Source organism: Frateuria sp. (genome assembly GCF_035695185.1).
GTDB lineage: Bacteria > Pseudomonadota > Gammaproteobacteria > Xanthomonadales > Rhodanobacteraceae > Frateuria_A.
In genome coordinates, this window is the sequence record NZ_DASSES010000195.1 from 1 (window position 1) to 20570 (window position 20570).

At 66.9% G+C, this 20570-nt stretch carries 17 protein-coding genes; 3 read left to right on the plus strand and 14 right to left on the minus strand.

What is annotated here, in order from left to right; genetic code table 11:
• Both VFH59_RS15685 and cysD read right to left on the minus strand, forming a co-directional pair.
• Nucleotides 1-974, minus strand: a 974-nt coding sequence (locus VFH59_RS15685) for a sulfate adenylyltransferase subunit 1 (protein ID WP_325165845.1), incomplete at its 3' end; no start/stop codon positions are given.
• A complete protein-coding gene (gene cysD, locus VFH59_RS15690; RefSeq protein ID WP_325165846.1) occupies nucleotides 974-1951 on the minus strand; it encodes a sulfate adenylyltransferase subunit CysD in 978 nt (325 codons plus the stop codon). The genes cysD and VFH59_RS15685, both read right to left, overlap by 1 nt.
• A 538-nt stretch (nucleotides 1952-2489) precedes the next feature.
• On the opposite strand from cysD, the gene VFH59_RS15695 reads away from it, so the two are divergent.
• On the plus strand, nucleotides 2490-3509 hold the full coding sequence (locus VFH59_RS15695) for an ATP-grasp fold amidoligase family protein (protein WP_325165847.1): 1020 nt from the start codon (nucleotides 2490-2492) through the stop codon (nucleotides 3507-3509).
• Nucleotides 3510-3513: 4 nt separating this feature from the next.
• Here the strand turns inward: VFH59_RS15695 and VFH59_RS15700 are convergent, their stop codons facing one another.
• The 10 genes from VFH59_RS15700 to VFH59_RS15745 all read right to left on the minus strand — a co-directional run bounded on the left by VFH59_RS15700 (nucleotide 3514) and on the right by VFH59_RS15745 (nucleotide 14954).
• On the minus strand, nucleotides 3514-4314 hold the full coding sequence (locus VFH59_RS15700) for a class I SAM-dependent methyltransferase (protein ID WP_325165848.1): 801 nt from the start codon (nucleotides 4312-4314) through the stop codon (nucleotides 3514-3516).
• A gap of 249 nt (nucleotides 4315-4563) precedes the next feature.
• Nucleotides 4564-5175, minus strand: a complete 612-nt coding sequence (locus VFH59_RS15705; protein ID WP_325165849.1) for a sulfotransferase family protein — start codon at nucleotides 5173-5175, stop codon at nucleotides 4564-4566.
• 72 nt (nucleotides 5176-5247) lie between these two features.
• Nucleotides 5248-6171 (minus strand): hypothetical protein, encoded by a 924-nt coding sequence (locus VFH59_RS15710; protein ID WP_325165850.1) that lies wholly within the window; start codon nucleotides 6169-6171, stop codon nucleotides 5248-5250.
• A gap of 249 nt (nucleotides 6172-6420) precedes the next feature.
• On the minus strand, nucleotides 6421-7179 hold the full coding sequence (locus VFH59_RS15715; RefSeq protein ID WP_325165851.1) for a sulfotransferase: 759 nt from the start codon (nucleotides 7177-7179) through the stop codon (nucleotides 6421-6423).
• 143 nt (nucleotides 7180-7322) lie between these two features.
• The gene (locus VFH59_RS15720) at nucleotides 7323-8834 is read right to left on the minus strand and encodes a lipopolysaccharide biosynthesis protein (RefSeq protein WP_325165852.1); all 1512 of its coding nucleotides are present in this window, start codon (nucleotides 8832-8834) and stop codon (nucleotides 7323-7325) included.
• 123 nt (nucleotides 8835-8957) lie between these two features.
• Complete coding sequence (locus VFH59_RS15725) at nucleotides 8958-9905, minus strand: glycosyltransferase family 2 protein (RefSeq protein ID WP_325165853.1); 948 nt, start codon at nucleotides 9903-9905, stop codon at nucleotides 8958-8960.
• Between the two features lie 277 nt (nucleotides 9906-10182).
• Nucleotides 10183-10875 carry a sulfotransferase family 2 domain-containing protein gene (locus tag VFH59_RS15730; RefSeq protein ID WP_325165854.1) on the minus strand — a complete coding sequence of 231 codons (693 nt, stop codon included), beginning with the start codon at nucleotides 10873-10875 and terminating at the stop codon, nucleotides 10183-10185.
• 136 nt (nucleotides 10876-11011) lie between these two features.
• Entirely contained in the window at nucleotides 11012-11815 is an 804-nt protein-coding gene (locus VFH59_RS15735) for a glycosyltransferase family A protein (RefSeq protein WP_325165855.1), read from the minus strand.
• 240 nt (nucleotides 11816-12055) lie between these two features.
• Nucleotides 12056-13168: a glycosyl hydrolase family 28-related protein gene (locus VFH59_RS15740; RefSeq protein ID WP_325165856.1), complete on the minus strand. Its 1113-nt coding sequence runs from the start codon at nucleotides 13166-13168 to the stop codon at nucleotides 12056-12058.
• A 421-nt stretch (nucleotides 13169-13589) separates the two neighbouring features.
• Nucleotides 13590-14954, minus strand: coding sequence for a tyrosinase family protein (locus tag VFH59_RS15745; RefSeq protein ID WP_325165857.1), 1365 nt, complete (start codon nucleotides 14952-14954; stop codon nucleotides 13590-13592).
• A gap of 440 nt (nucleotides 14955-15394) precedes the next feature.
• Between VFH59_RS15745 and VFH59_RS15750 the strand changes: the two genes are divergently transcribed.
• Both VFH59_RS15750 and VFH59_RS15755 read left to right on the plus strand, forming a co-directional pair.
• Complete coding sequence (locus tag VFH59_RS15750) at nucleotides 15395-16552, plus strand: right-handed parallel beta-helix repeat-containing protein (protein ID WP_325165858.1); 1158 nt, start codon at nucleotides 15395-15397, stop codon at nucleotides 16550-16552.
• Nucleotides 16553-17256: 704 nt separating this feature from the next.
• Nucleotides 17257-18408, plus strand: coding sequence for a right-handed parallel beta-helix repeat-containing protein (locus VFH59_RS15755; RefSeq protein ID WP_325165859.1), 1152 nt, complete (start codon nucleotides 17257-17259; stop codon nucleotides 18406-18408).
• Nucleotides 18409-18505: 97 nt separating this feature from the next.
• Here VFH59_RS15755 and VFH59_RS15760 read toward each other — a convergent pair whose 3' ends face one another.
• Both VFH59_RS15760 and VFH59_RS15765 read right to left on the minus strand, forming a co-directional pair.
• Complete coding sequence (locus VFH59_RS15760; RefSeq protein ID WP_325165860.1) at nucleotides 18506-19675, minus strand: glycosyltransferase family 4 protein; 1170 nt, start codon at nucleotides 19673-19675, stop codon at nucleotides 18506-18508.
• Nucleotides 19676-19718: 43 nt separating this feature from the next.
• Nucleotides 19719-20570: right-handed parallel beta-helix repeat-containing protein (locus VFH59_RS15765; protein ID WP_325165861.1), on the minus strand; the 852-nt coding region annotated here is incomplete at its 5' end.

Sequence of the window (20570 nt, forward strand, 5' to 3'; positions counted from 1 at the left end):
ATCACGTCGCCACGGCTGATATCGCGCTCGTCCTCGAGCTGGATCGCCACGGCGTCACCCGCCGCCGCGCGCGGCAGGTCGCCGTCGGCGGTGACCAGCCGCGCCACGCGCGAGCGCACGCCGCTGGGCAGCGCCACCACCTCGTCGCCCGGCGCGATCGAGCCGGCGACCACCTGTCCGGCGTAACCGCGGAAGTTCTGGTCCGGACGGCACACCCACTGCACCGGCATGCGGAAACCGAGCTTGCTGGTGACGCGCTCGACCTGGACCGTCTCCAGGTGCTCGAGCAGGCTCGGACCGTTGTACCAGCCCATCGCCTGCGAACGGCTGGAGACGTTCTCCCCCTGCAGCGCCGACATCGGGATGGCGGCGACGTTCTCGATGCCCATCTGCGCGGCGACCAGTCGATAGTCGCTCTCGATGCGCTTGAACGTGCTCTGCGCGTAGTCGACCAGGTCCATCTTGTTGACCGCCAGCACCACGTTGCGGATGCCGAGCAGGCTGCAGATGTAGGTGTGGCGGCGGGTCTGCGTCATCAGCCCCTTGCGCGCGTCCACCAGCACGACCGCGAGGTCCGCGGTGGACGCGCCGGTCGCCATGTTGCGCGTGTACTGCTCGTGCCCCGGGCAGTCGGCGACGATGAACTTGCGCTTGTCCGTGCTGAAGAAGCGGTAGGCCACGTCGATCGTGATGCCCTGCTCGCGCTCGGCGGAAAGGCCATCGACCAGCAGCGCGAAATCGAGCTGGCCGTTCTGCGTGCCGTGGCGCAGGCTGTCGCCCTCCAGCGCGGCCAGCTGGTCGTCGAACAGCAGCTTGGTGTCGTACAGCAGGCGGCCCAGCAGGGTGCTCTTGCCGTCGTCCACGCTGCCGCAGGTGATGAAGCGCAGCAGGCTCTTGGTCTCGTGCCGCTGCAGGTAATCGTCGATCGCGGTGACGGCGGCGCTCGGCCGGCTTTCGGTGGTCTGCAGATCCATCAGAAATACCCTTCCTGCTTCTTCTTTTCCATGGAGGCCGAGGCGTCCTGGTCGATGATGCGACCCTGCCGCTCGGAGGTGCGTGCGATGAGCATTTCCTGGATCACCGCCGGCAGCGTGTCGGCGTCGGACTCGATCGCCGCGGTCAGCGGATAGCAGCCCAGGGTGCGGAAGCGCACCTTGCGCATCTGCGGGACTTCGCCGGGCTCCAGCGGCATCCGGTCGTCATCGACCATGATCAGCTGGCCCTCACGCTCGACCACCGGCCGCTCCTTGGCCAGGTACAGCGAGGGCACCTCGATGTTCTCGCGGTAGATGTAGAGCCAGATGTCCAGCTCCGTCCAGTTCGAAAGCGGAAACACCCGCACGCTCTCGCCCTTGTGGATACGCGTGTTGTAAAGGCTCCACAATTCCGGCCGCTGGCTCTTCGGGTCCCAGCGGTGCTGCGCGTTGCGGAAGGAAAATACACGCTCCTTGGCGCGCGACTTCTCCTCGTCGCGACGCGCGCCGCCGATGGCTGCGTCGAACTTGTACTTGTCCAGCGCCTGCTTCAACGCCTGCGTCTTCATGATGTCGGTGTGCACGCTGGCGCCGTGGCTGAACGGGTTCACGCCCTGCGCCACGCCTTCCTGGTTGGTGTGCACGATCAGCCGGCAGCCGGTCTCCTTCGCGCGGCGGTCGCGGAAGGCGATCATCTCGCGGAACTTCCAGGTGGTGTCCACGTGCATCATCGGGATCGGCGGCGGCGCCGGGTAGAACGCCTTCTGCATCAGGTGCAGCAGCACCGAGGAATCCTTGCCGACGGAGTACAGCATGACCGGGTTGGCAAACTCCGCCGCCACCTCGCGCATGATGTGGATGCTCTCGGCCTCCAGGCGCTTCAGGTGCGAGGAGGCGGCGAGGCGTTGCAGGTCGGTATCCGGCGCCTGCGCGGGGCGCGGCGCGGCGTGGTCTTGGGGCGTTGCGGCCAGTGTCATGGGCAGTCCTGTTGCAGTGGGGCGGCGACGGGCGTCGTCGATCGTTGCATCTTCGGTAAGCGTCTGTGAAAGAACATTGAGCGCCAGGCGTTATGCCTTTGCGGAACAAGCGGCACCGCAACGCAGCCGCCAGCGCCCATTGCTGTTTCCCGGACCTCCGCGCGGACGGACGCCCGGCGGACTCGGCGATTCTTCCAACGGCAACGTGGAAGCCGTGTCAGTTGTCCGTGCGGGATCGATGAACACGAAGTGCGCGGTTGGCTTGCCGGTCAGGCCCGGCGCGGGACCGTGGCGGTCGCCGTCGCGCCGGCCCGCGTCACCCGGGTGTGAATGTGCCTCGCCGGCGAGCCGCCCGTTGCCGCGCAAAACACGCCAGCATGACGGGGGTCCCGCTTAAAGTGGGACCGGTCGCCGACGAGCGGCGACCGACAATCGATCGGCAAGCAGCCGGGACTCTGCGGAGGGCGCCACGCGCGCCGCTCCTTATGGCGTTTCCGAAGGACGAGAAGAGAGGGCCATGAACTTTCCCGCGCCAAGCATGAAAAAGGCCATCAAGCGCTTTTTCAATTCGCTGCCTGACCCGGTGTTCTATCAGTACAAGCACCTGCTTCTCCATCGCAGGTTCTGCAACTTCAGGCAGCCCAAACGGTTCTCCGAAAAGATCTTCCACCGCATGCGCTATCCGCCGGCGGTGTTCTCCACGCTCGCGGACAAGGTCGCCGCGAGGGACTACATCGCGCAGGCCATTGGGCCGCAGTACCTGGTACCCGCCTTCCTCGCCACCGAATCGGTCACGCCCGAGACGATCGCGTCGCTGCCGTCGTCCTTCGTGATGAAGAGCAGCAACGGCTTCGGGCAGGTGAAGATCGTGCGCGACAAGTCGACGGAGGACCCCGTGGCACTGGCCGAACTGGCCAACGACTGGCTGGCCTCGCGCGCCGCCTCCCGGAGCCGGGAGAAGCATTACCTGCCGATCCCGCCGCGGATCATCTTCGAGCAGCCGCTGCTGGACGGCGACGAGGCGCCGGACGACTACAAGTTCAACGTCTTCAATTCGCCCGGCCAGGAGCCCTTCGTCTTCATCCAGCACATGCACGGCCGTTTCCGCGACCTCGAGCAGCAGCTGTATATGGAGGACTGGTCGCCGGCGCCGTTCAAGCTCGAACTGGCATTGCTGCGCGAAAGCGATCACCGGAGCGAGAAGCCCGAGGCGCTGGCCGAGATGCTGGCACTGGCCAAGAAGCTCGCAAGCCCGTTCGGCTACCTGCGGGTCGACTTCTATGTCCACCAGGGGCGGGTCTACGTGGGTGAACTGACCGTCACGCCCGGCGCAGGGTCCTATATCTTTGCCCCGCGGACCTGGGAACGCTATCTGGGCGACCGGTTCGGCTGGCCGGAAAACCTGCCGGTGGACGACCCCACCCCGGCCCCGGCACCCTTCGGGCCGCCTGGTCTCCGGACGGTGCCGGCAGGCGACTGCCCGGCACCGCGCGACGGCCGTGCGCAACCCGGCGCGAGGCGACCGGGTGCGCTGCCGGACCGGATCACCCGGTCGTGATCACTCACGCGAGCGCGCGGCCGGCCTCCTGTTCGCGGAGGGCCGGCATGCTCCCCGCGGGCTTGCTCAACAGGACGTAGGAAGAACTGGTCAGTGCCGGGACCGGGTGCTTTACCAGCCAGTCGGCAAGCCGGCAGTGCAGACGCCGCACGGGCGGAAGCTTGCGGTAGTAGACCCGGTGCCCGAAGAAGCCGATGTATTCCTCGACGGCATACCCGAGCCCGCGCAGGCGGGCGATCTGCCGCCGCGTCGGACCGCGGCACCAGCTGTAGTAGGCCGGGAACTTGGCGCTCTTGCCTTCCTGCTCGCGGCCCGGCTGCAGCCACTGCAGCAACCAGTAGCCCAGCCTTTCCGGCACCAGGCGGTTGACCACGAACGGTGGCGCGTACAACGTGGGGAAGTAATGGACCGCCTTGCCGCCCGGCGCCAGCAACCGGAAGACGTTCCGGTGCATCTGCTCGCCGTTCTTGACGTGTTCGGCGAGCATCTTGCTGAAGACGATGTCGTAGCTGCCGTCGATCCCGTCGAACGACATCGACGGGGAACCGATGTCGCCGCAGACCTTGCGGTAGTGGTCCGGGGCCTTCGCCAACTCGGTTGGCGAAATGTCCAGCACCGTGTACTCGATGCCGTGTCGTCGGAGGAAATCCAGCGGTATCGCTGGATTGGCCCCTCCGCCAAGTTCGAGCACGCGTCGCGCGCCCGACCGGATGATCAGGTCCTCCACGTATCCGGGGTAGTCGCCCCAGGCAACCGTGGACGACCTGTAGTGGATGTTTTCCAGAAGTCCAACTGAGCGTTCCATGGCGACACCTCCGTATCGACCAGCCAGCAAACCTCGAAAAGCCAGTCTTAGCGGACAGCCGGTGAAGCCGTCGTATAACGGGCGGCCACGGGTGGAAACCACCCATGGCATCGGAGGCGCTCGATGCCCGCAACGGCAACCGAACGAGCTGGGGGCTGGACGCGTGGTCGCCGGTGACGGGGCGTCCAGGCCCGTCGGTGCCGCGCGTGGGCGCGGCACGGGTGTCGACCTTGCCGCAACCCTACGGGGTTACGCCGAATGGACGCTCTCGCCGGCGAGCTGGCGCTTGCCCTTCTTCAGGAGCTTGACCAGCAGCGGGTCATTGCGATCGGTGGCCTTGTTGGCATGCGGGAACGGGATCCCCGGCACCGGCTTGCCCAGGAACGGGCACAGCTTGTCCCAGCCATCGCCCTTGGGCAGGTCCAGCACCAGCAGGTCGTCGGGCCGTCCCCGGAAATGCTCGAGTACTTCCCGGTTGTGCTGGTCGAAGACGCGGGTGTAGATCGCCTCGTTGCCCTGCGGGCAACCGACCCCGTAGATCCATTTGCGCATCGCGGTTTCACGGGTGCCGAAGTGCTTCACCTGGCTGTTGATCCAGGACTGCGTCTCGCGCACGGTGAATATGAACTTGCTGCCCGGGTAGCGCTGGTCCAGGTCCTTGTAGATGATCGGCCACGGGTTGTCCTGGAAGGCGTCGTATTTCTCGACGAGTTCGTAGGCCATCCGATGCACGTTGGTGGCGATATCGGGGTCCTGGACGCCATTGGGCCCGGTCACCCGATAGCCCAGCGTCTGCAACGCCACGGCAAGACTGGTCGTGCCGGTCTTGTGGAACCCGATACAGAAAACTTTTGCCGTCACCTTGGTTTCTCCTTGCCTCTTGATATCGGGCGTCGCGGGCGTGCCGCCCCGTCGCCCGGTGATTCCTGCTTCTCAGCCGAAGCCGGGCGAGTACTGGCCGACGAAGGCGCCGGAATGGATGGAAGCGGTACCCTGTCCGCCGCGGTAGCCCGGACTCTCCGCCGCGGCGGCGGCCTTGGCGCTGGGCGCCCGGTAGCCGAACTTGCCGATGATGAAGCGCTCGCGCTCGGCGACCAGCTTCTCCGTTTCATCGTCGTAGTAATAGCTGGCACCGTGCTTCTTGGAGGAGGTATTGGTTTTCGGACGCGACATGATGTCGGCAATCGCCTCCTGGGAAACCGGCACCTTCGCCAGCCGCAGGGCCTCCAGCAGGCTGGCCTCCAGTTCCTCGTTGCGCACGAAGTAGTCGATGAAGCAGCGCTTGCTCTCGTGCTCGGCCAGCTGCGCCGGGGTGGCGACGGCGCGCAGTTCGCGCAGTTCGCCCCGCTTGCAGGTGAACAGCTTCATGTAGCGGTATGTCAGCAGCCCGGCGAACTGGCTGAGCGCGCACTGCCTGTAACCCTCGCCGATGTCCGGCCAGTAGTCCGGGTCATGGAGCATGTGCAGCCACGCGCGGAACGCGCCGGCGTCGTTCGCGTCCTGGTAGGTGCGCCGCCACTCCTGGGCATGCCGGTTGGGGCGACTCTCCAGCAGGTCGATGAGCCTGAGGTAGGGATGCGCCTTCCAGCCACGCCCGCGGATCCGCAGGCCCTCCTTGGTCACGTTGTTGAAGACCGCGCCCTTGCCATCGCAGCCGAAGGCCCACTTCGAGACGTACCAGTCCCAGGGGTCGCGGATCGAGCCGAGGAAGAACCTGTCGTTCCTGAACAGGCGCGGCGAAGCCTGGTCATGCTTGTCTACGAGTTCTCCACCGACGAGGTCCTTGAGCAGCTTGCGGATGTGCGTGCACCCGGTCTTCTGCAGTTCCAGAAAAACGATTCTGTCGGAAACGAACATGGGCACTCTCTCTAGTCGTCTGTTCCATATGGCAGGCGTCCCGCCCTGACCCATGCGCGCCGCGCCTCGGCATACGTGTCCGGCATACGGCGGGCGCTGCGTCGCTGCACCCACCGGCTTCCCCGGTGCGCGCACGGATCAGGAATCCGGGTGGATGCCCCGTCCTCGTCACAATGCCGCGACGGAAATTGCCATGCGGCCCGTCGCGGCCGGGTGAACCAGGTAGCTTGCGCGCGGCGGTGGGGCAGGTCATGACTGGCCATAGCCGAACCGGGACAGGTGGGGCGCGCAGATGCCATCGATCGTGGCGAGGTTCCTCTGGCCGAAGAAGTCGTCCGTCGGGACGCCGCCCCGGGCGTGGGGCCGATGGCGCCACTCGAGCCTGTCGCCGATGTCGGTCGTGAGCCGCATTCCCAGCGCATCGGCCAACGAGGCGATCGACCCGGCCCTGTCGCTGGCGAAATCCTCATAACGCACCAGGTGGATGGTGTCCCTGGCGGCAAGGTAGGACTCCACCCCCTGGACCCAGCGTTGCGCCAGGCGGGCGACGTAATTCGCACCGTCCAGGCACAGCCCCCGCCCCGCCAGCACTGCGCGCCACCCTTCCTCGGCGCCAAGCATGCGGCGTTCGTCCGGGCCCAGGTCTTCCAGATCGCCACGGATGCGCAGCCGGCTGAGGATGCTCCGGATGTTCTCGCGCGGATCACGCACGACGAACACCTGCGCCGAGGCGGGGAACATCCGCTGCAGTTGCGCGAGGAGGAACACGAAGTCGGGATCCTTGACCACGCCGGCGGCGAAGTACGCCCGATACCGGCCCACGAAGTCCTCGAGCGCGAGCTTGCCCTCGAGCACGTCCGGCAGCAGGAAACCGCCGCGGTCATCGCGCAGGACGCTCCAGAAGGGGTCCTTGCTGAACGCCTGGCCGGTGGCCCGCGCCAGCAGGGCGCCGATGACACTCGTGCCGGACTTGGGACTGCCGCCGATGAAGACGGGACACGGATGCACCGTTGCCATCCTGTGGCGAAAGAAGCACGCCAGCCCGCGCCCGACACGGCGAACCGGCCGCGACGCACGTCGCAGGGAACGTTGCAGGGCCGCGGTCGGCCGGTGCGGTTGGGAGTGGCTTTCCATGGCCCCCGCCTGCTCCCTCAGCCCTTGCGCGTGCGCAGTTCGTCGAGCACACCGACGAGGTCGCGCAGGTGCGCGCGTCCGGTGGCATCGGCCAGCCAGGCACCCAGGTACGCCGCGCCGAAAATCAACGCATCCAGCACCACCCACTGGGCCGGCCAGTGCGGCGCCGACGCGTGGATCGCCCACAGCACCAGGGCCGCGCCGATGGAGGCGAAGGCAGGCCGTGCCAGCGTCTTGGCCGTGGTCCACAGGTCGACCGGGGTACCGTGGTAGGCGTTCCGCAGCGAAGGGACCACCAGCAGCACGGTGACGGTACTGAACGATATGGCGATGCCGAGCGCCCCCCAGGGCAGGCCGGCGAAGAAGCCGAGCAAGGTCACCGGCGTGGCGATCGCCTGCCAGCGCAGGCGGCGGTCGGTGCGGCCGAGCGAGGCATAGACCCACCCGCCGGCGATGTTGAAGGTCCCGACGAAAGCCGCGCCCCCGAGCGCCTGGAACAGCGGCACCGTGGGCAACCACTTGGGCCCGAGCACCAGTTCGATGATCGACCGCGCCTCCACCAGCAGGAAGCACACGGCGGGCATGCCGACGAAGACGATCGCGCCCAGCGCCCGGTAGTAGAACCGGCAGAACCGCTTGGGCTGGTGCTGCAGGCGGCTCAGCGCGGGCAGCATGACCGAGGAGAGCGGCGCGTTGATCTGCTGCATGGGCAGCAGGAGCAGGCGGTACGCCAGCGTGTAGAAACCCAGCGCCGCGTCGGAAACGAAGCGGCCGATGAGTATGTTGTCGACGTTGCGGTTGGCGAACATGAGGATGCTCGACGCACTCTGGTTGGCGCCGAGCTTGACCATCGGCCCCACGCCGGTGCCGCGGCGCGGCAGGCCCGGCACCCAGCGGCAGAAGCCGTAGAGCATCACCAGCGTGACCAGCGCCGTGGTGTATTGCTGCACGACGAACGACCAGTAGCCGGCGCCCAGCCACGCACTGACGACCGCCGCGACGAAGCCGGCCAGCAGCGCCAGCAGGTCGCCGCTCACCTTCTGCGTGAACCGCATCTGCCGTTGCAGCAGCGCCCGATGCTGCACGCCCAGGCTGCTGATCAGCACCACGCCGGCCATGGCCAGGCCGATCGAAATCACGCGTGGGTCCTTGTAGAACCAGCCCATGACCGGGCTCAGCACGGCCACCAGCGTGGCGGCAGTCAGCCCCAGCAGCGCATTGAGCCAGAACAGCGTACTGACCTGGCCGTGGCTGATCTTGGCCTGCTGCACGGTAGCCAGCGACAACCCGCCGGTCTGGATCACGGTAATGAAGCCGGTCAGCGCGATGGTCTTGCCATACACGCCGAAATCCTGCGGCAACAGCAGCCGTGCCAGCAGCGCCATGCCGCCGACCTGCATCAGCAGGCGCGCCGCCTGGCTGGAAATAGTCACCGCCGCACCCCGCACGCTGCGCTTGCGCAGGTCCTGGTGCAGGTGATCGGTTTCGAACAATGCGTGGCGGGCGGCGCCGACGTTCGTGTCTGTCATGGGCGGTAGATCGTGGGCGGGCTCGACCGTAGGTCGTGGGTGCGAACGTTGGCGGGGGGGGCGTGAATCGGTCGTATAGCGACGACCGCGGGACCATGGGCCACCCCTGCGGCGCATGGGCTTCTATCGTTGCGCGATGCGCCGGTACACCGAGCTGGTGCGTGCCTTGATGCGCGAGGAGATCCGGATGCCAAGGAACGAGGCCAGCAGTGCACTGCGGGCGTTGTAACCGCGGTTGTGGAACCCGAACGCGCGCGCCTTGGCGCTCCATTTGTCACCGGACGCACTGTCGCCGTAGGCGTAGGCCACCCAGGCGGTCTTGCAGCAGAAACGTCCGAGCGCCAACCGCTCGTCGCTGCCCGCGCCGCTGGCCAGCCGCGCGCGCACCCAGGCCTCGATCTGCTCGAACACCACGTCGGCCGCGTACATCACGTCCTTGATCTGCGCCTTGGTGACGCGGTGGGGCGAGTTGTGCTGCCAGTACACCCCGTTGCCGCGGTCGGAAATCGCCACCTTCAGGCCGCGGATGAGCGCGCGGATCATCAGTTCGCCATCCTGGTCCTTGCGCAGCCGCTCGTCCCACGCACCGATCGAGCGGATGGCGGCCGTTCGCCAGGCGATGCAGCATGGCGGGAAGAAGGCGTGCATGACCCAGTGGAAGATCCGCTCGCCGTTCTCCAGCGCCGGCGGCTGGCGCAGCATCCCGCGCTCGCGGCCGTCGCCGTCGTAGACCCACGGGCCGATCGCCACGTCCGCGCGTTCCCGCTCGAGCGTCTCCACCAGTCCTGCAAGCAGGCCGTTCTCCACGTAATCGTCCGCGTCCAGGAACATCACGTAGTCGGTGTCCACCTGCGCCAGGCCCAGGTTGCGCGCATGCGGCGCGCCACCGTTCTGCTGCAGCGAGAACAGCCGCGCCCCGGTGGCCTGGACCACCTTGCCGGTGCCGTCGAGCACGCCATCCTCGACCACGATGACGTTGCGCTCGGCAACGCCCCCGGCGATCGCCGAGCGGATCGCCCGCGCGACCCAGCGCTCGGAGCGGTAGGAGGGAATCACGACGCTGAGGTTCATGCGGGCCTCTTGGCGGTTGCCGTGCACGCGATCATTCGGATCCATCAAGCCAAAAACCTTTCCAGCCTCGGGGTTCGACGGCCGCGCCGCCGTTCCCGCCAACGGGATGGGACAACGCATGCGGGCGCGCTTCGGCTGAAAGGCACCCGCACGCCCGCGACCTGTTTCTGCCAGGCGGATGATTGAGGTTTTGCCGTGAAATCGTCGTTCAAGAACCGCAAGCACGCGGGCCCGACCGCGGGCTCTCCTGCCAGGGGAGCCGCATGGCGCCGCGCGCTCAGTAGTGGTAACCCAGAAGCCGCATTTCCTCGCCGAAGGTCTGCGCCACCCAGTTGCGCTCCTCCTCCCCCAGCACCTCGCGGTAGCCGCGCTTGTCCGCGCGGTGCTGGCCCTTGGCACGCGGAAGCACCAGCGGCTCGGGCAGCCCGATGATCCTGCGGACCTCCTCGAGCTCGTCGGCAATCGCCTCGAAGCGACAGATCCGGTCCACGGCCACCTTGCCACCGAGCGTGTACACCTCGTAGCCACGCTGCTTGAGGGCCATCGCCCGGGGCGAGCGGATGAAACGCGACATCGGGGGACGTGGCTCGGAGCGGTTGCACCAGTAGTAGTGCGAGACCAGCCGGTCGTAGGGATTGCGCTCGAAGCAGAACTTGAAATAGCTGTCCCACACGTCCCGGCCGACGTACTCGAGCACCTCGCGCCCGGTCATGTGGTTGTAGAAGCGCAGCTTGCGCTTCCCCTTGATCGCCAGCCTGGCGAGGTCGCGCGGGCCATAGTCGTACCAGGGGGCCAGGTGGTTCTGCGGCCCGCGATAGCCGAGCGAGTGCCGGGTTTCCTCGTCCACCGGAGAGATCGGCGTGATGATGTCCTCAGGCCCGCAGAACTTGGAGAGCGCGATCTCGATCGAGGTGCCGGCGGTCTTGTTGGTCTTGAGGAAAATGAATTTGTGCTTGTGCGAAACGATCATGGCAGTCTTCCTAACCGGCCCGGGGGAACAGGACGCTCATGGCGGCGCGCCTTTGGCGAACGCACCTGAGCCTGGACATTCTTTCGACAGGAACGTGGAGGTGATGTCAGCCAGGCCGGCCACCGACGGGGGTGGCTCACGCCGGTGATGCCCGGCGACGCCGGCGCAGACTGCGGAACAGATCCCGCCGCAGCTTGTTGACCAGGCCCACGGTGCTGGCAAAGACATACTCGTGCCTCCCGAGCAGGCCCTGGCGCACCAGCTTGCGGCGCAGGTCGCGGCGGCCCTGGTGGATCGCCTCGAAGTCGTCGCTCAGCCCCACCGCCCCGTTCTCCCGGCGGTTCCAGATCGCCAGCACTTGGTCGATCTTGGCGCAGCGATAACCGGAGAGCACGATCTGCGACCACAACAGGTAGTCTTCCGAACGCCGGAAATCCTCGTCGAAGCGGAACGGCAGGTCGCGACGCAGGACCACTGACGCAGTCGGGAACGGGTTACGCACCAGCAGCGTCCCGCGCCCGACAATCTGCACGCCCGCGGGCGATTGCGGCGCCGGCACCGCCGTGCCGCGCGGGCGCACCAGCATCTGGTGGGCGATGAGCGCGATCTCCGGATCGGCCTCGAGCGCGGCCATCTGCAGTTCCAGCTTGCGCGGCCCCCAGCTGTCGTCGGCATCGAGGAAGGCGATGTAGGGCTGCTGCGCCTGTTGCCAGCCGGTGTTGCGCGCGTGCGATGGCCCCCGGTTGGCGGGAAGCGGGATCACCTTGATCCAGTCGGTGCCGTGGGTGGCGGCCACACGGTGCAGGGCCGCGAGCGTGTCATCGCCACTGGCGTCCTCCACCAGCAGCACCTCGGCCGGCCGCAAGGTCTGGGCCGCGATCGAGTCCACCGCGTCGTCGATGGTCGCCGCGCAACGGAAGCAGGGAACCACCACGCTCACCGGCGCGAGCTTCCTCGAAGGCGGCCGCCGCGGCGCGGCCCCCGCTTCCAGGACGGCTTGAGCCTCGCGCCCGTTGTGCATGACCGACCTCGACCGTTCGGAAATTTAACGAATCGCTAGGATCGGTCGCAGCGGATCAATGCCCCGTCAACGCAAGCCGGCACCCGCGCCGTGCCGGAGCGGGCAAACAAAAAAAGGGCGGCCAGAAGGCCGCCCCGGGGAGAACCAAGTCGCGAGCGCTTACTTGGTGAAGGTGTTGTACTTGGCGTTGGAGTAGACGTTGTCGTGCACCGTGATGGCGTAGGTCTTCTGGCCGAACTGCAGGTCGCGGCTCAGCGAACCGCCATCCTTGGTCGCCGACATGTAGCGGGTGCTGTTGTACTTGAGCGTGTTGCCGGTGATCAGCCAGTCGTGCGACCCGCCGCTCGGGCGCACGCCCGCCAGGCCATTCTCGGTCATGTAGTTGCCGATCACGTTGACGTACGGAGCGGACACGCCCAGCACGCCGAAGCCGCGGTTGCCCTTCATCGTGTTGCCGACGATGGCGATGTCGGAGATGTTGGCGTGCATCTCGATGCCGTTGCCGTTGTTGCCCGCGAAGGTGTTCTTCTCCAGGCGGATGGTGTTGGTCTGGCCTTCGGTCATCGGCTCGATGTCGATGCCCGCTTCCGGCGCCGTGCCGTTGGTGTTCTGGAAGGTGCTGTTGACGATGTAGACGTGCTGCGACGGGCCGATCGACAGGCCCTGGCGGCGGTTGTTGCTCGACACCACGCCGTTGACCGTCACGTAGTCGGAACGCACGTGGACCTTGTTGATGTCCTTGGCGCCGATCCAGATGCCGTCACCCCAGAAGTTGGAGAGATTGATGTTCTTCAGGAACACGTTGGTGGACGCCACCACGTTGATGCCGTAGCCCCACTCACCGGTGGTGCCCTTGTGCTTGGTGCGGTCGCCGACGATGTTGCCGCCGACCACCTTGACGTCGGTCACGCCCCACACCTTGATGACCCAGTAGCGGCTGGCGCTGTTCGGGATCACTTCGAGCGTGGCCGCGGGGTCCATCTTCAGGCGGGTGTGCGAGCGCAGCTGGATCGACTTCAGCGCGTTGATCATGTAGTGGCCGGCCGGGACGTAGACCGTGCCGCCGGTGGCGGGCAGCGCGTCGACCGCGGCCTGGATGGCGGCGGTGTCGTCATGCACGCCGTCGCCGAGCGCGCCGTAGTTGTGCACGTTCACGCCGGCCTTGCTGAAGACGATATGCGGCAGCGGGTTCCACCAGTCGGCGGCGAAGGACGGCGCGGCGAAGGCGGACAGGGCCAGCGCGGCGACAGCCAGCGTCAAGGGCTTCTTCACAAACTTCTTCGCGGTGACGGCGGCGCGGGCGACAGAGGCAAGCTTCTGATTCTTAAGCGAAACGTTCATTTTGACGGGATCTCAGGGTCGTGTGTCGGGTAAGGCTTCGTCACGCGAAGCTCACGCAAAAAATGCGCGATCGTCACATACCTAAGCAAGCTCGACAGATCACCCCAAGTGGGCGATTTATGACCACGTTGGCAAAAAGTGCCGGGCGCGCCCCTGCGCCCTCCCGAACGGGCGAGACCCGCGTCACACAAGCATGGAAGACGCCGTGCAGGCGCCAGCCTGCTTCCAGCGCCCGGCACATGCGTGCGCCCGCGCCGGGTGTCCCCCTGCGGCCTGTGAGTTTCCATTCACCAGATACGACAAGGGCGCCGTATCCCTACGGCGCCCTTTTCGCGTGGATGGCGTGGATGGGTCAGTTATCGACCTCGACCCCCACGGACTTGAGGTGGATGGCGTCGCCCTTGGCCGGATGCCGGCGACCGTTGACCCGGACGAACGAGATGCTGAGCGTGTCCAGCTGGTCGGGCCAGTTGTTCCGCAAGGCGTCGGTGAGCGGGAACTCGAAGCGCGTATCCGGCCTGCCCTTGGCTCCCTGCGCCTGCATGTCCTGCATGGCCTGCATGCCCTTGCCCTGCATGGCGACCTTCATCTGCGCAACGGTGATCTCGAACGGACCCAGCATGCCCAGCAGGTAGGCACGCTCGGGCTTTTGCACGCCCGCGGTATCCGGAAGGTTGAGATAGATCTTGTAGAGATACCCGCCCTTGAGGCCGAGCTTGGTCAGCTGGACGCCGTCGAGCACCAGCCGCAACGGGGTCGGCGCCGAGGTCGCCTCGCTCGCGGCCGGCTTGATCAGCAGCGAGCGCACCTGGTTCGTCTGCGTGCTGGACAGGGGCACGTCGACGGTGACCGAATGCTCGTCCAGGGCCAGCGGCTGCGCACTGCCAGCCGGCGTTGTCTGCACGCTCGCCGGCCGCATCGGCACCGCGCCGATCCGTGCCGGCGACAACGAGAAGGCCGCGGCGGTTGCGGTCGAGGTGCTGGGCGGCGGGTCGGAGGGGAGCGTCGAGGGCATCGTGTCGTTCTCGTAGTCGTACAGCATGTACCTCTGCGGGTTGCGCGCCCACACGCGCGGCACCGTCGCCACCGCGGCGCCGTATTCGAAGTCGCCCTGCCAGTACGGCTTGTAGGCCTTGGGCATGTGGCGCCCGCCGCCTGCGTCGAACCAGGCCAGCCAGAGCCGGTCGATATTGGCGTGGTGCACCCAGAACAGCGGGTCCCTCGGCGAAATGGCGACATCGCCCATCGCGCCGCCGATCAGGTTGTGCACCGGATTGTGCGGCGCGGTCTCGAGCAGGGTTTCGAACGCGTTGCTGGTCCCCCGCTGGAAGTTGGTGACGGTGTCGGCGAAGGGGTCCATCGAGAGCGCGCCGGAAACGTCGTCGCCCGTGCGCTGCTTGCGCCACAGCGGCGAGGACGTGTCGAGGAACTGTGGCGGCACCTGCGGATGGGTGTAGTAGTCCCAGTAGGGGAGCACCATCTCGTTGACGCCGGAAACCTCGCGCAGCATTTCCTCGAACCGGTACAGGAAGCCGCGGTGCCACGCCAGGAAGTAGGTACGGCCGTGCGGGCAGAAATTCTTGTGGACGTCGACCCAGTAGGCCCAGTCCTGCGGCTTCGTGGCGTCCCAGTCCGAGCGCATCTGGCCGATGGCGTCGACGAAGGGCTGGTACAGCGGTCCGGTGCAGAACGTGTCCCAGCTGGGGCGGATGCGCAAGCCCGCGTCCGCCGACCGGACCATCTTTGGCAGCATCGGCAGCAGGGCAAGCGCAGCCGAAGACTGAAGAAAGCGCCTTCTTGAAATCATCTTGTTGTCCTCCGTGGGGCCATGGGTCTCGCGGATCGGCGCGCGGGAATGCCTTGAGCCCGGCACGGAGTGGGGACGAGACCTCTGGTGGTTTGGGAATCCCTAGCGGCCGGCAGCTGCTCCAGGGGCCGCTTGAAAACGCCGCGTCCATCGGCGGTTGTTCAGTGAACGGCAGAGGACGTCAATCGACGGTGTAACGCCGGCCTACGCTGCGTGAGCAGACCCATCCGTCCCTGCCGCGCCCGGGAAGCCCCGGGACCATGAACGGGACCCAATGGCTGAGCTTGTTAGCCCAGTGAAGGCACTGCATCTTTCGCGTCGCCTCCATGTGATGAAAGGGTCACCTCCTGATGAAGAATCTTCACGACACCCAGTTCTCGGCCAAGCCGGCCGCCACCAAGCGCAACTTCCTGAAGAAGCAGCCCCTGATGCTCGCCCTGGCTTCGCTGGCACTGTCTGCCGTGGCACTTCCTGCTGCCGCTTCCAGCTGGTGGAACGCGAACCCCTCGATCTCGATCGGTTCGACCACCATCAACGTCAAGAACAAGGGTGCGCTCGGCAACGGCTCGCACGACGACACCGCCGCCATCCAGGCCGCCATCAACGCGCTGCCGAGCAGCGGCGGTACGATCTACGTCCCGACCGGCCGCTACATGATCAACGCGCTCAAGCCTCTCCAGCTGCGCTCGCACACCCGGCTCAAGCTCGATTCCGGCGCCGAGCTGGCCGTCATCCCCAACAGCGCCAGCCGCTATTACGTGGTCAAGGTGCGCAACGTCAGCAACGTCGAGATCGTCGGCGGCAAGATGACCGGCGACCGGGCCAAGCACAAGGGAAGCACCGGTGAGTGGGGCTACGGCATCGACGTCTCCGCCGCCAGCAACGTGCTGGTGCACAACGTGTCGCTCTCGGAGTTCTGGGGCGACGGCATGTGGATCGGCGGCGTCGGCAAGGGCAGCTCGCTGGTTCGCGCCAACTACGTGACGGTCAACAACGTCACCTCGTCGCACAACCGCCGCCAGGGTCTCTCGATCGGCCCGGCCCAGCATGTCTACATCGTCAACAGCACCTTCAAGAACACGCAGGGCACGCTGCCCGAAGCGGGCATCGACATCGAGCCGCAGGACCAGGGCCCGGCCGATACCATCCGCATGGAGAACAACACCTTCTCCGGCAACCATGGCAATGGCATCGAGATCCACGCCAACACTTCGGGGATCACCATCGCCGGTAACCAGTTGAGCGGCAACAACGGCTTCGGCGCCCTGGCCATCGGCACGGCCAAGGCGGTTTTCTCCAACAACTACGCGACCCGCAATGGCTACGCCGGCATCGGCCTGAGCGGCAAGACGCATAACTCCTCGGCCAACAACAACAAGCTGCAGTACAACAGCACGCACTACATGTCGGCTTCCACTGCCGGCGGTGCCGACAGCCGCGATATCCAGATCGGCAAGAACACCTACGCGATCACCACCTCCGGCAACCAGCTCACGCCCAACAAGTAAGGGCCGGTTGGCGTTCCATACCAAGCGCCGGGCAGCAATGCCCGGCGCTTTTCTTTTGCCCGGGTGCCGGAGTACCGCACGGCGTACCCCGCCCACCTGGGACGCTGGCGCACCACGCGCGCCACGCGCGCCCTCGCAGGAACGGACGTGCGACCGCCACCAGGCGGGTTTCCCCACCGCGCCACGCGATGCCCTGGCCGGACACCGGCGCGGGAGCGACGCGATCACACGCCGCGCAGGCAGCTCACGCGCAGAAGGAGGCCGGTGGGTACCGCTCGGTGCCGGCCAGCGATGCCCACGCCTTCTCCAGGCCGGCCCACGGGATGATCGCCGCGCGGCAGGCCCCCGGTGCAGGAAGCCGCCCAAGCCCTTGCCCGGGACCGCCACTCACCGCACACGCAGGCCCCGCCGGCCGGGTCCTGCCAGGGCGCTCGCGGCTTGCCGAAGGCAGGCGGGCGCCTCTCTTTCGATCGCGCAGGCGCGTGCCTGCCTTGCCGCGCGTTCCGCTGCATGCCTTAACGGCCCTTTCGCAACGATCAAACGGCGGGGTCACATTTTCTTCATCCGAAAAAACCGGCCAAATCGAGCGCTGGCAAGGGCTGCGGGGATCTACATGAACCAAACCGAATGGTCGAGCTTGTTAGCACCGGTGAAGGTTTTGCATCGTTCGTGTCACTTCAACGTGACGAGAGGGTCAACACCTGATGATGAACCAACACGACATCCAGTCCTCGGCGAAGCCGGCCACCACCAAGCGCGCGTTCCGCGTGAAGCCCTTGGCGATCGCTGCCTCGCTGGCTCTGTCTGCCGTGGCACTCCCTGCTGCTGCTGCTTCCTGGTGGAACGCCAATCCGCATATCGCGATCGGCTCGCGCACCATCAACGTCAAGTCCAAGGGTGCGGTCGGCAATGGCCGGCACGACGACACCGCGGCGATCCAGGCCGCCATCAACGCGCTTCCCAAGAGCGGCGGTACCGTGTACGTGCCGGCCGGCCGCTACATGATCAACACGTCCAAGTCGATCAACCTGCATTCGCACGTCCGCCTGCAGCTGGCCTCCAACGCCGAGCTGCGCGCGATCCCGAGCGGCAAGAGCCGCTATCACATGGTCAAGGTGTTCAACGTCAGCAACGTCGAGATCGTCGGCGGCCGGCTCACCGGCGACCGCGCCAAGCACAAGGGCCGCAGCGGCGAGTGGGGCTACGGCATCAACATCTCCGGCTCCGACCACGTCTACGTGCACAACCTCAGCCTGTCCCAGTTCTGGGGTGATGGCCTCTGGATCGGCGCGACCGGCAAGCGCAGCAGGCTGGACCGCTCCAACTACATCACCATCAACCACGTGAACTCCTCGCAGAACCGCCGCCAGGGCATGTCGATCGGGCCGGCGACGCACGTCTACATCGTGAACAGCACGTTCAAGGACACCAAGGGCACGCTGCCGGAAGCCGGCATCGACTTCGAGCCGCAGAAGCAGGGCCCGGCCGACACCATCCGCCTCGAGAACAACACCATCTCGGGCAACCACGGCAACGGCATCGAGATGCACACCAATGTCTCGGGCATCTCCTTCGTGCGCAACAACTTCACCGGCAACCGTGGCTTCGGCGTGATGGCGATCGGCTCCCACCACCTGACCTTCAACGGCAACCACGCGACCCGCAACGGCCTGGCCGGCCTGCGCATGAGCGGCAAGACCCACAACGCGACGATCAGCGGCAACACGCTGCAGTACAACAGCACGCAGTACATGTCCGCGTCCCGCGGCGGTGGCGGCCAGAGCCGCGACATCCAGGTCAGCAACGGCGCCCGCGCCATCAAGATCACCAACAACAAGCTGACGCCCAAGCGGTAAGCAGCAAGCGACGGCCCCAGGCTGTCGTACACGCAAGACCTGGCGCCGGGGCAGACCACTGCCCCGGCGTCTCTTTTTTCCCGGTCGCGCGACGCGGCTAGGAGGGCGAGCCGGCCAGCGATCCGCCCGGCATGTCCGTTCCCAGCAGGCGCTCGTAGACATCCAGCGTGCGCTGGATCACCGCGCGTTCGTCGAACTCCGCCAGCGCCTTCTCGCGCGCCCTGGCACCCAGGCGGGCCAGCAGGTCGCGGTCGTCGTCCAGCCGCCCGACCAGCGCCGCCAACGCGCTGGCGTTGCGCGCCGGCACCACCAGGCCGTCGACGCCGTGGCGCGTGACCACCTCACGGCAGCCGGGCTGGTCGGTGGTGATAAGCGCCAGGCCGGCCGCGGCACCTTCGATCAGGCTCTTGGGCACGCCTTCGCGGTAGTAGCTGGGCAGCGCCATCACGTCGATCGTGGCCAGCAGGGCCGGCATGTCCTCGACGTGGCCCAGCCAGGTGATCACGCCTTCCGCGGCCCAGCGGCGGACCTGCTCGTCGCTCACCGAGCGCGGGTTGCCCGGATCGGGCGCGCCGGCCAGCACGAACTCGATGTCCCTGCCCTGCGCCTTGAGCTGGCGGGCGGCCTCGACGTATTCACCGATGCCCTTCTCCCACAGCAGGCGCGCGGCCAGCAGCACGCGCAGGCGGCCGTCGCGGCCGGACATGGAACTGGGGCGGAAGCGGGACGTGTCCACACCGGAGCTGCGGATCACGTGGACGCGCTCGCTCGCGACCAGCCGCGAACGACGGAAAACATCCGCATCGTCGGGGTTCTGCAGGATCAGCAGCGAACGGCGATGGTCGAGCGTGCCGCGCATCAGCGCCTGCACCAGCGGCCGCAGGCAGCGCGCCTTGAGGTCGTTGCTGGTGAACACGTAGCCCATCCCGGCCACCGCGTTGACCGTGGCCGGCACCCCGGCCATGCGTGCGGCCGCACCGCCGTACACCGCGCACTTGACGGTGAAGTTGTGCAGCAGGTCGGGCTTCTCCCGGCGCAGGACCCGCACCAGGTGCTTCAGGGTCATCGCCTCGCGCAGCGGGTTGAGGCTGGCGCGATCCATCGGCAGGGTGATCCAGCGGAAGCCGCGCGCCGCGAAGCGCCCGCCGAACGGGCCGGGCGGCGACAGCATCACCACTTCGTGGCCGTCCGCCTGCAGCCGCTGGGCGGTGGACAGGCGGAAGTTGTACAGGTACCAGTCGGTGTTGGCGTAAAAAACGAATTTCATTGCTTGGTTCCTTTGCCGATGCCGCTCCTGCCCACCGGACGCGCTAGAACACGTTGCCCGACACGTGCACGTTCGACGTCTTCGCGCCGACGTGCAGCTGCGCGGCATGCGCGCCGCCGCTGCCGGTCACCATCGCCTTGAGCGCGCGGCGCAGCGAGTGGGTACTGTTTGACGATAGGGTGTTGCCGGTGACCTTTACGTCACTGGTGTGGCCGGCGAGCTTGACCCCGTTCAGGCCGTTGTCGGTGATGGTGTTGTCGTCCACCCACAGGTCGTCCATCTGCGCCGCGAGCACGCCGTAGCCTTCGTTGTCGCGGATGGTGCAGCGGCGGATGACCACGCCCGACACGCTGTGGTGGATCTCCACGCCGCAGCCCTGGTTGCCGGTCATGGTGCACCCCTGGATCAGCACGTCGCGGGTTTCCCCCTGCCCCATCGGTTCCAGGTCGATGCCCGATTGCGGCTTGGTGCCGTGGGTGTTGCTGAAGGTGCTGTCGAGGATCCGCACGTGCCGGCACGGCCCCAGCGACAGCCCCTGGCGGCGGTTGTTGGTGCACACCACGTTGCGCACGGTGACGTCGGTGGACAGCTCTGCCCTGGCGCCGCGGCCGAACGCGCCGATCCATATGCCGTCGCCCCAGCAGTCGGAGACATGGGTGCCTTCGACCAGCACGTTGTTCGAGGCCTGGATGTTGATGCCGTAGCCCCACTCGCCCCTGTCGCCGCGGTGCTGGTCACGCTCGCCGACCACGCGCCCACCGATGATCTGCACGTTGTCCGCGCGCCAAACGCGGATGACGTGGTAGCGCTTGAGCGTGTTCGGCAGGGCGGTCAGCTGGGCATCGGGCGCCATTTCCAGCCGCACGTTCGAGCGCAGGCTGATCGCGCGCCCGGC

Excerpts from the sequence above, each read along its gene's own strand:
- cysD (WP_325165846.1), bottom strand. The coding sequence starts at position 1,951 with ATGACACTGGCCGCAACGCCCCAAGACCACGCCGCGCCGCGCCCCGCG.
- VFH59_RS15755 (WP_325165859.1), top strand. The coding sequence starts at position 17,257 with ATGATGAACCAACACGACATCCAGTCCTCGGCGAAGCCGGCCACCACC.
- VFH59_RS15695 (WP_325165847.1), top strand. The coding sequence starts at position 2,490 with ATGAAAAAGGCCATCAAGCGCTTTTTCAATTCGCTGCCTGACCCGGTG.
- VFH59_RS15725 (WP_325165853.1), bottom strand. The coding sequence starts at position 9,905 with ATGAACCTCAGCGTCGTGATTCCCTCCTACCGCTCCGAGCGCTGGGTC.
- VFH59_RS15730 (WP_325165854.1), bottom strand. The coding sequence starts at position 10,875 with ATGATCGTTTCGCACAAGCACAAATTCATTTTCCTCAAGACCAACAAG.
- VFH59_RS15710 (WP_325165850.1), bottom strand. The coding sequence starts at position 6,171 with ATGTTCGTTTCCGACAGAATCGTTTTTCTGGAACTGCAGAAGACCGGG.
- VFH59_RS15700 (WP_325165848.1), bottom strand. The coding sequence starts at position 4,314 with ATGGAACGCTCAGTTGGACTTCTGGAAAACATCCACTACAGGTCGTCC.
- VFH59_RS15720 (WP_325165852.1), bottom strand. The coding sequence starts at position 8,834 with ATGACAGACACGAACGTCGGCGCCGCCCGCCACGCATTGTTCGAAACC.
- VFH59_RS15750 (WP_325165858.1), top strand. The coding sequence starts at position 15,395 with ATGAAGAATCTTCACGACACCCAGTTCTCGGCCAAGCCGGCCGCCACC.
- VFH59_RS15760 (WP_325165860.1), bottom strand. The coding sequence starts at position 19,675 with ATGAAATTCGTTTTTTACGCCAACACCGACTGGTACCTGTACAACTTC.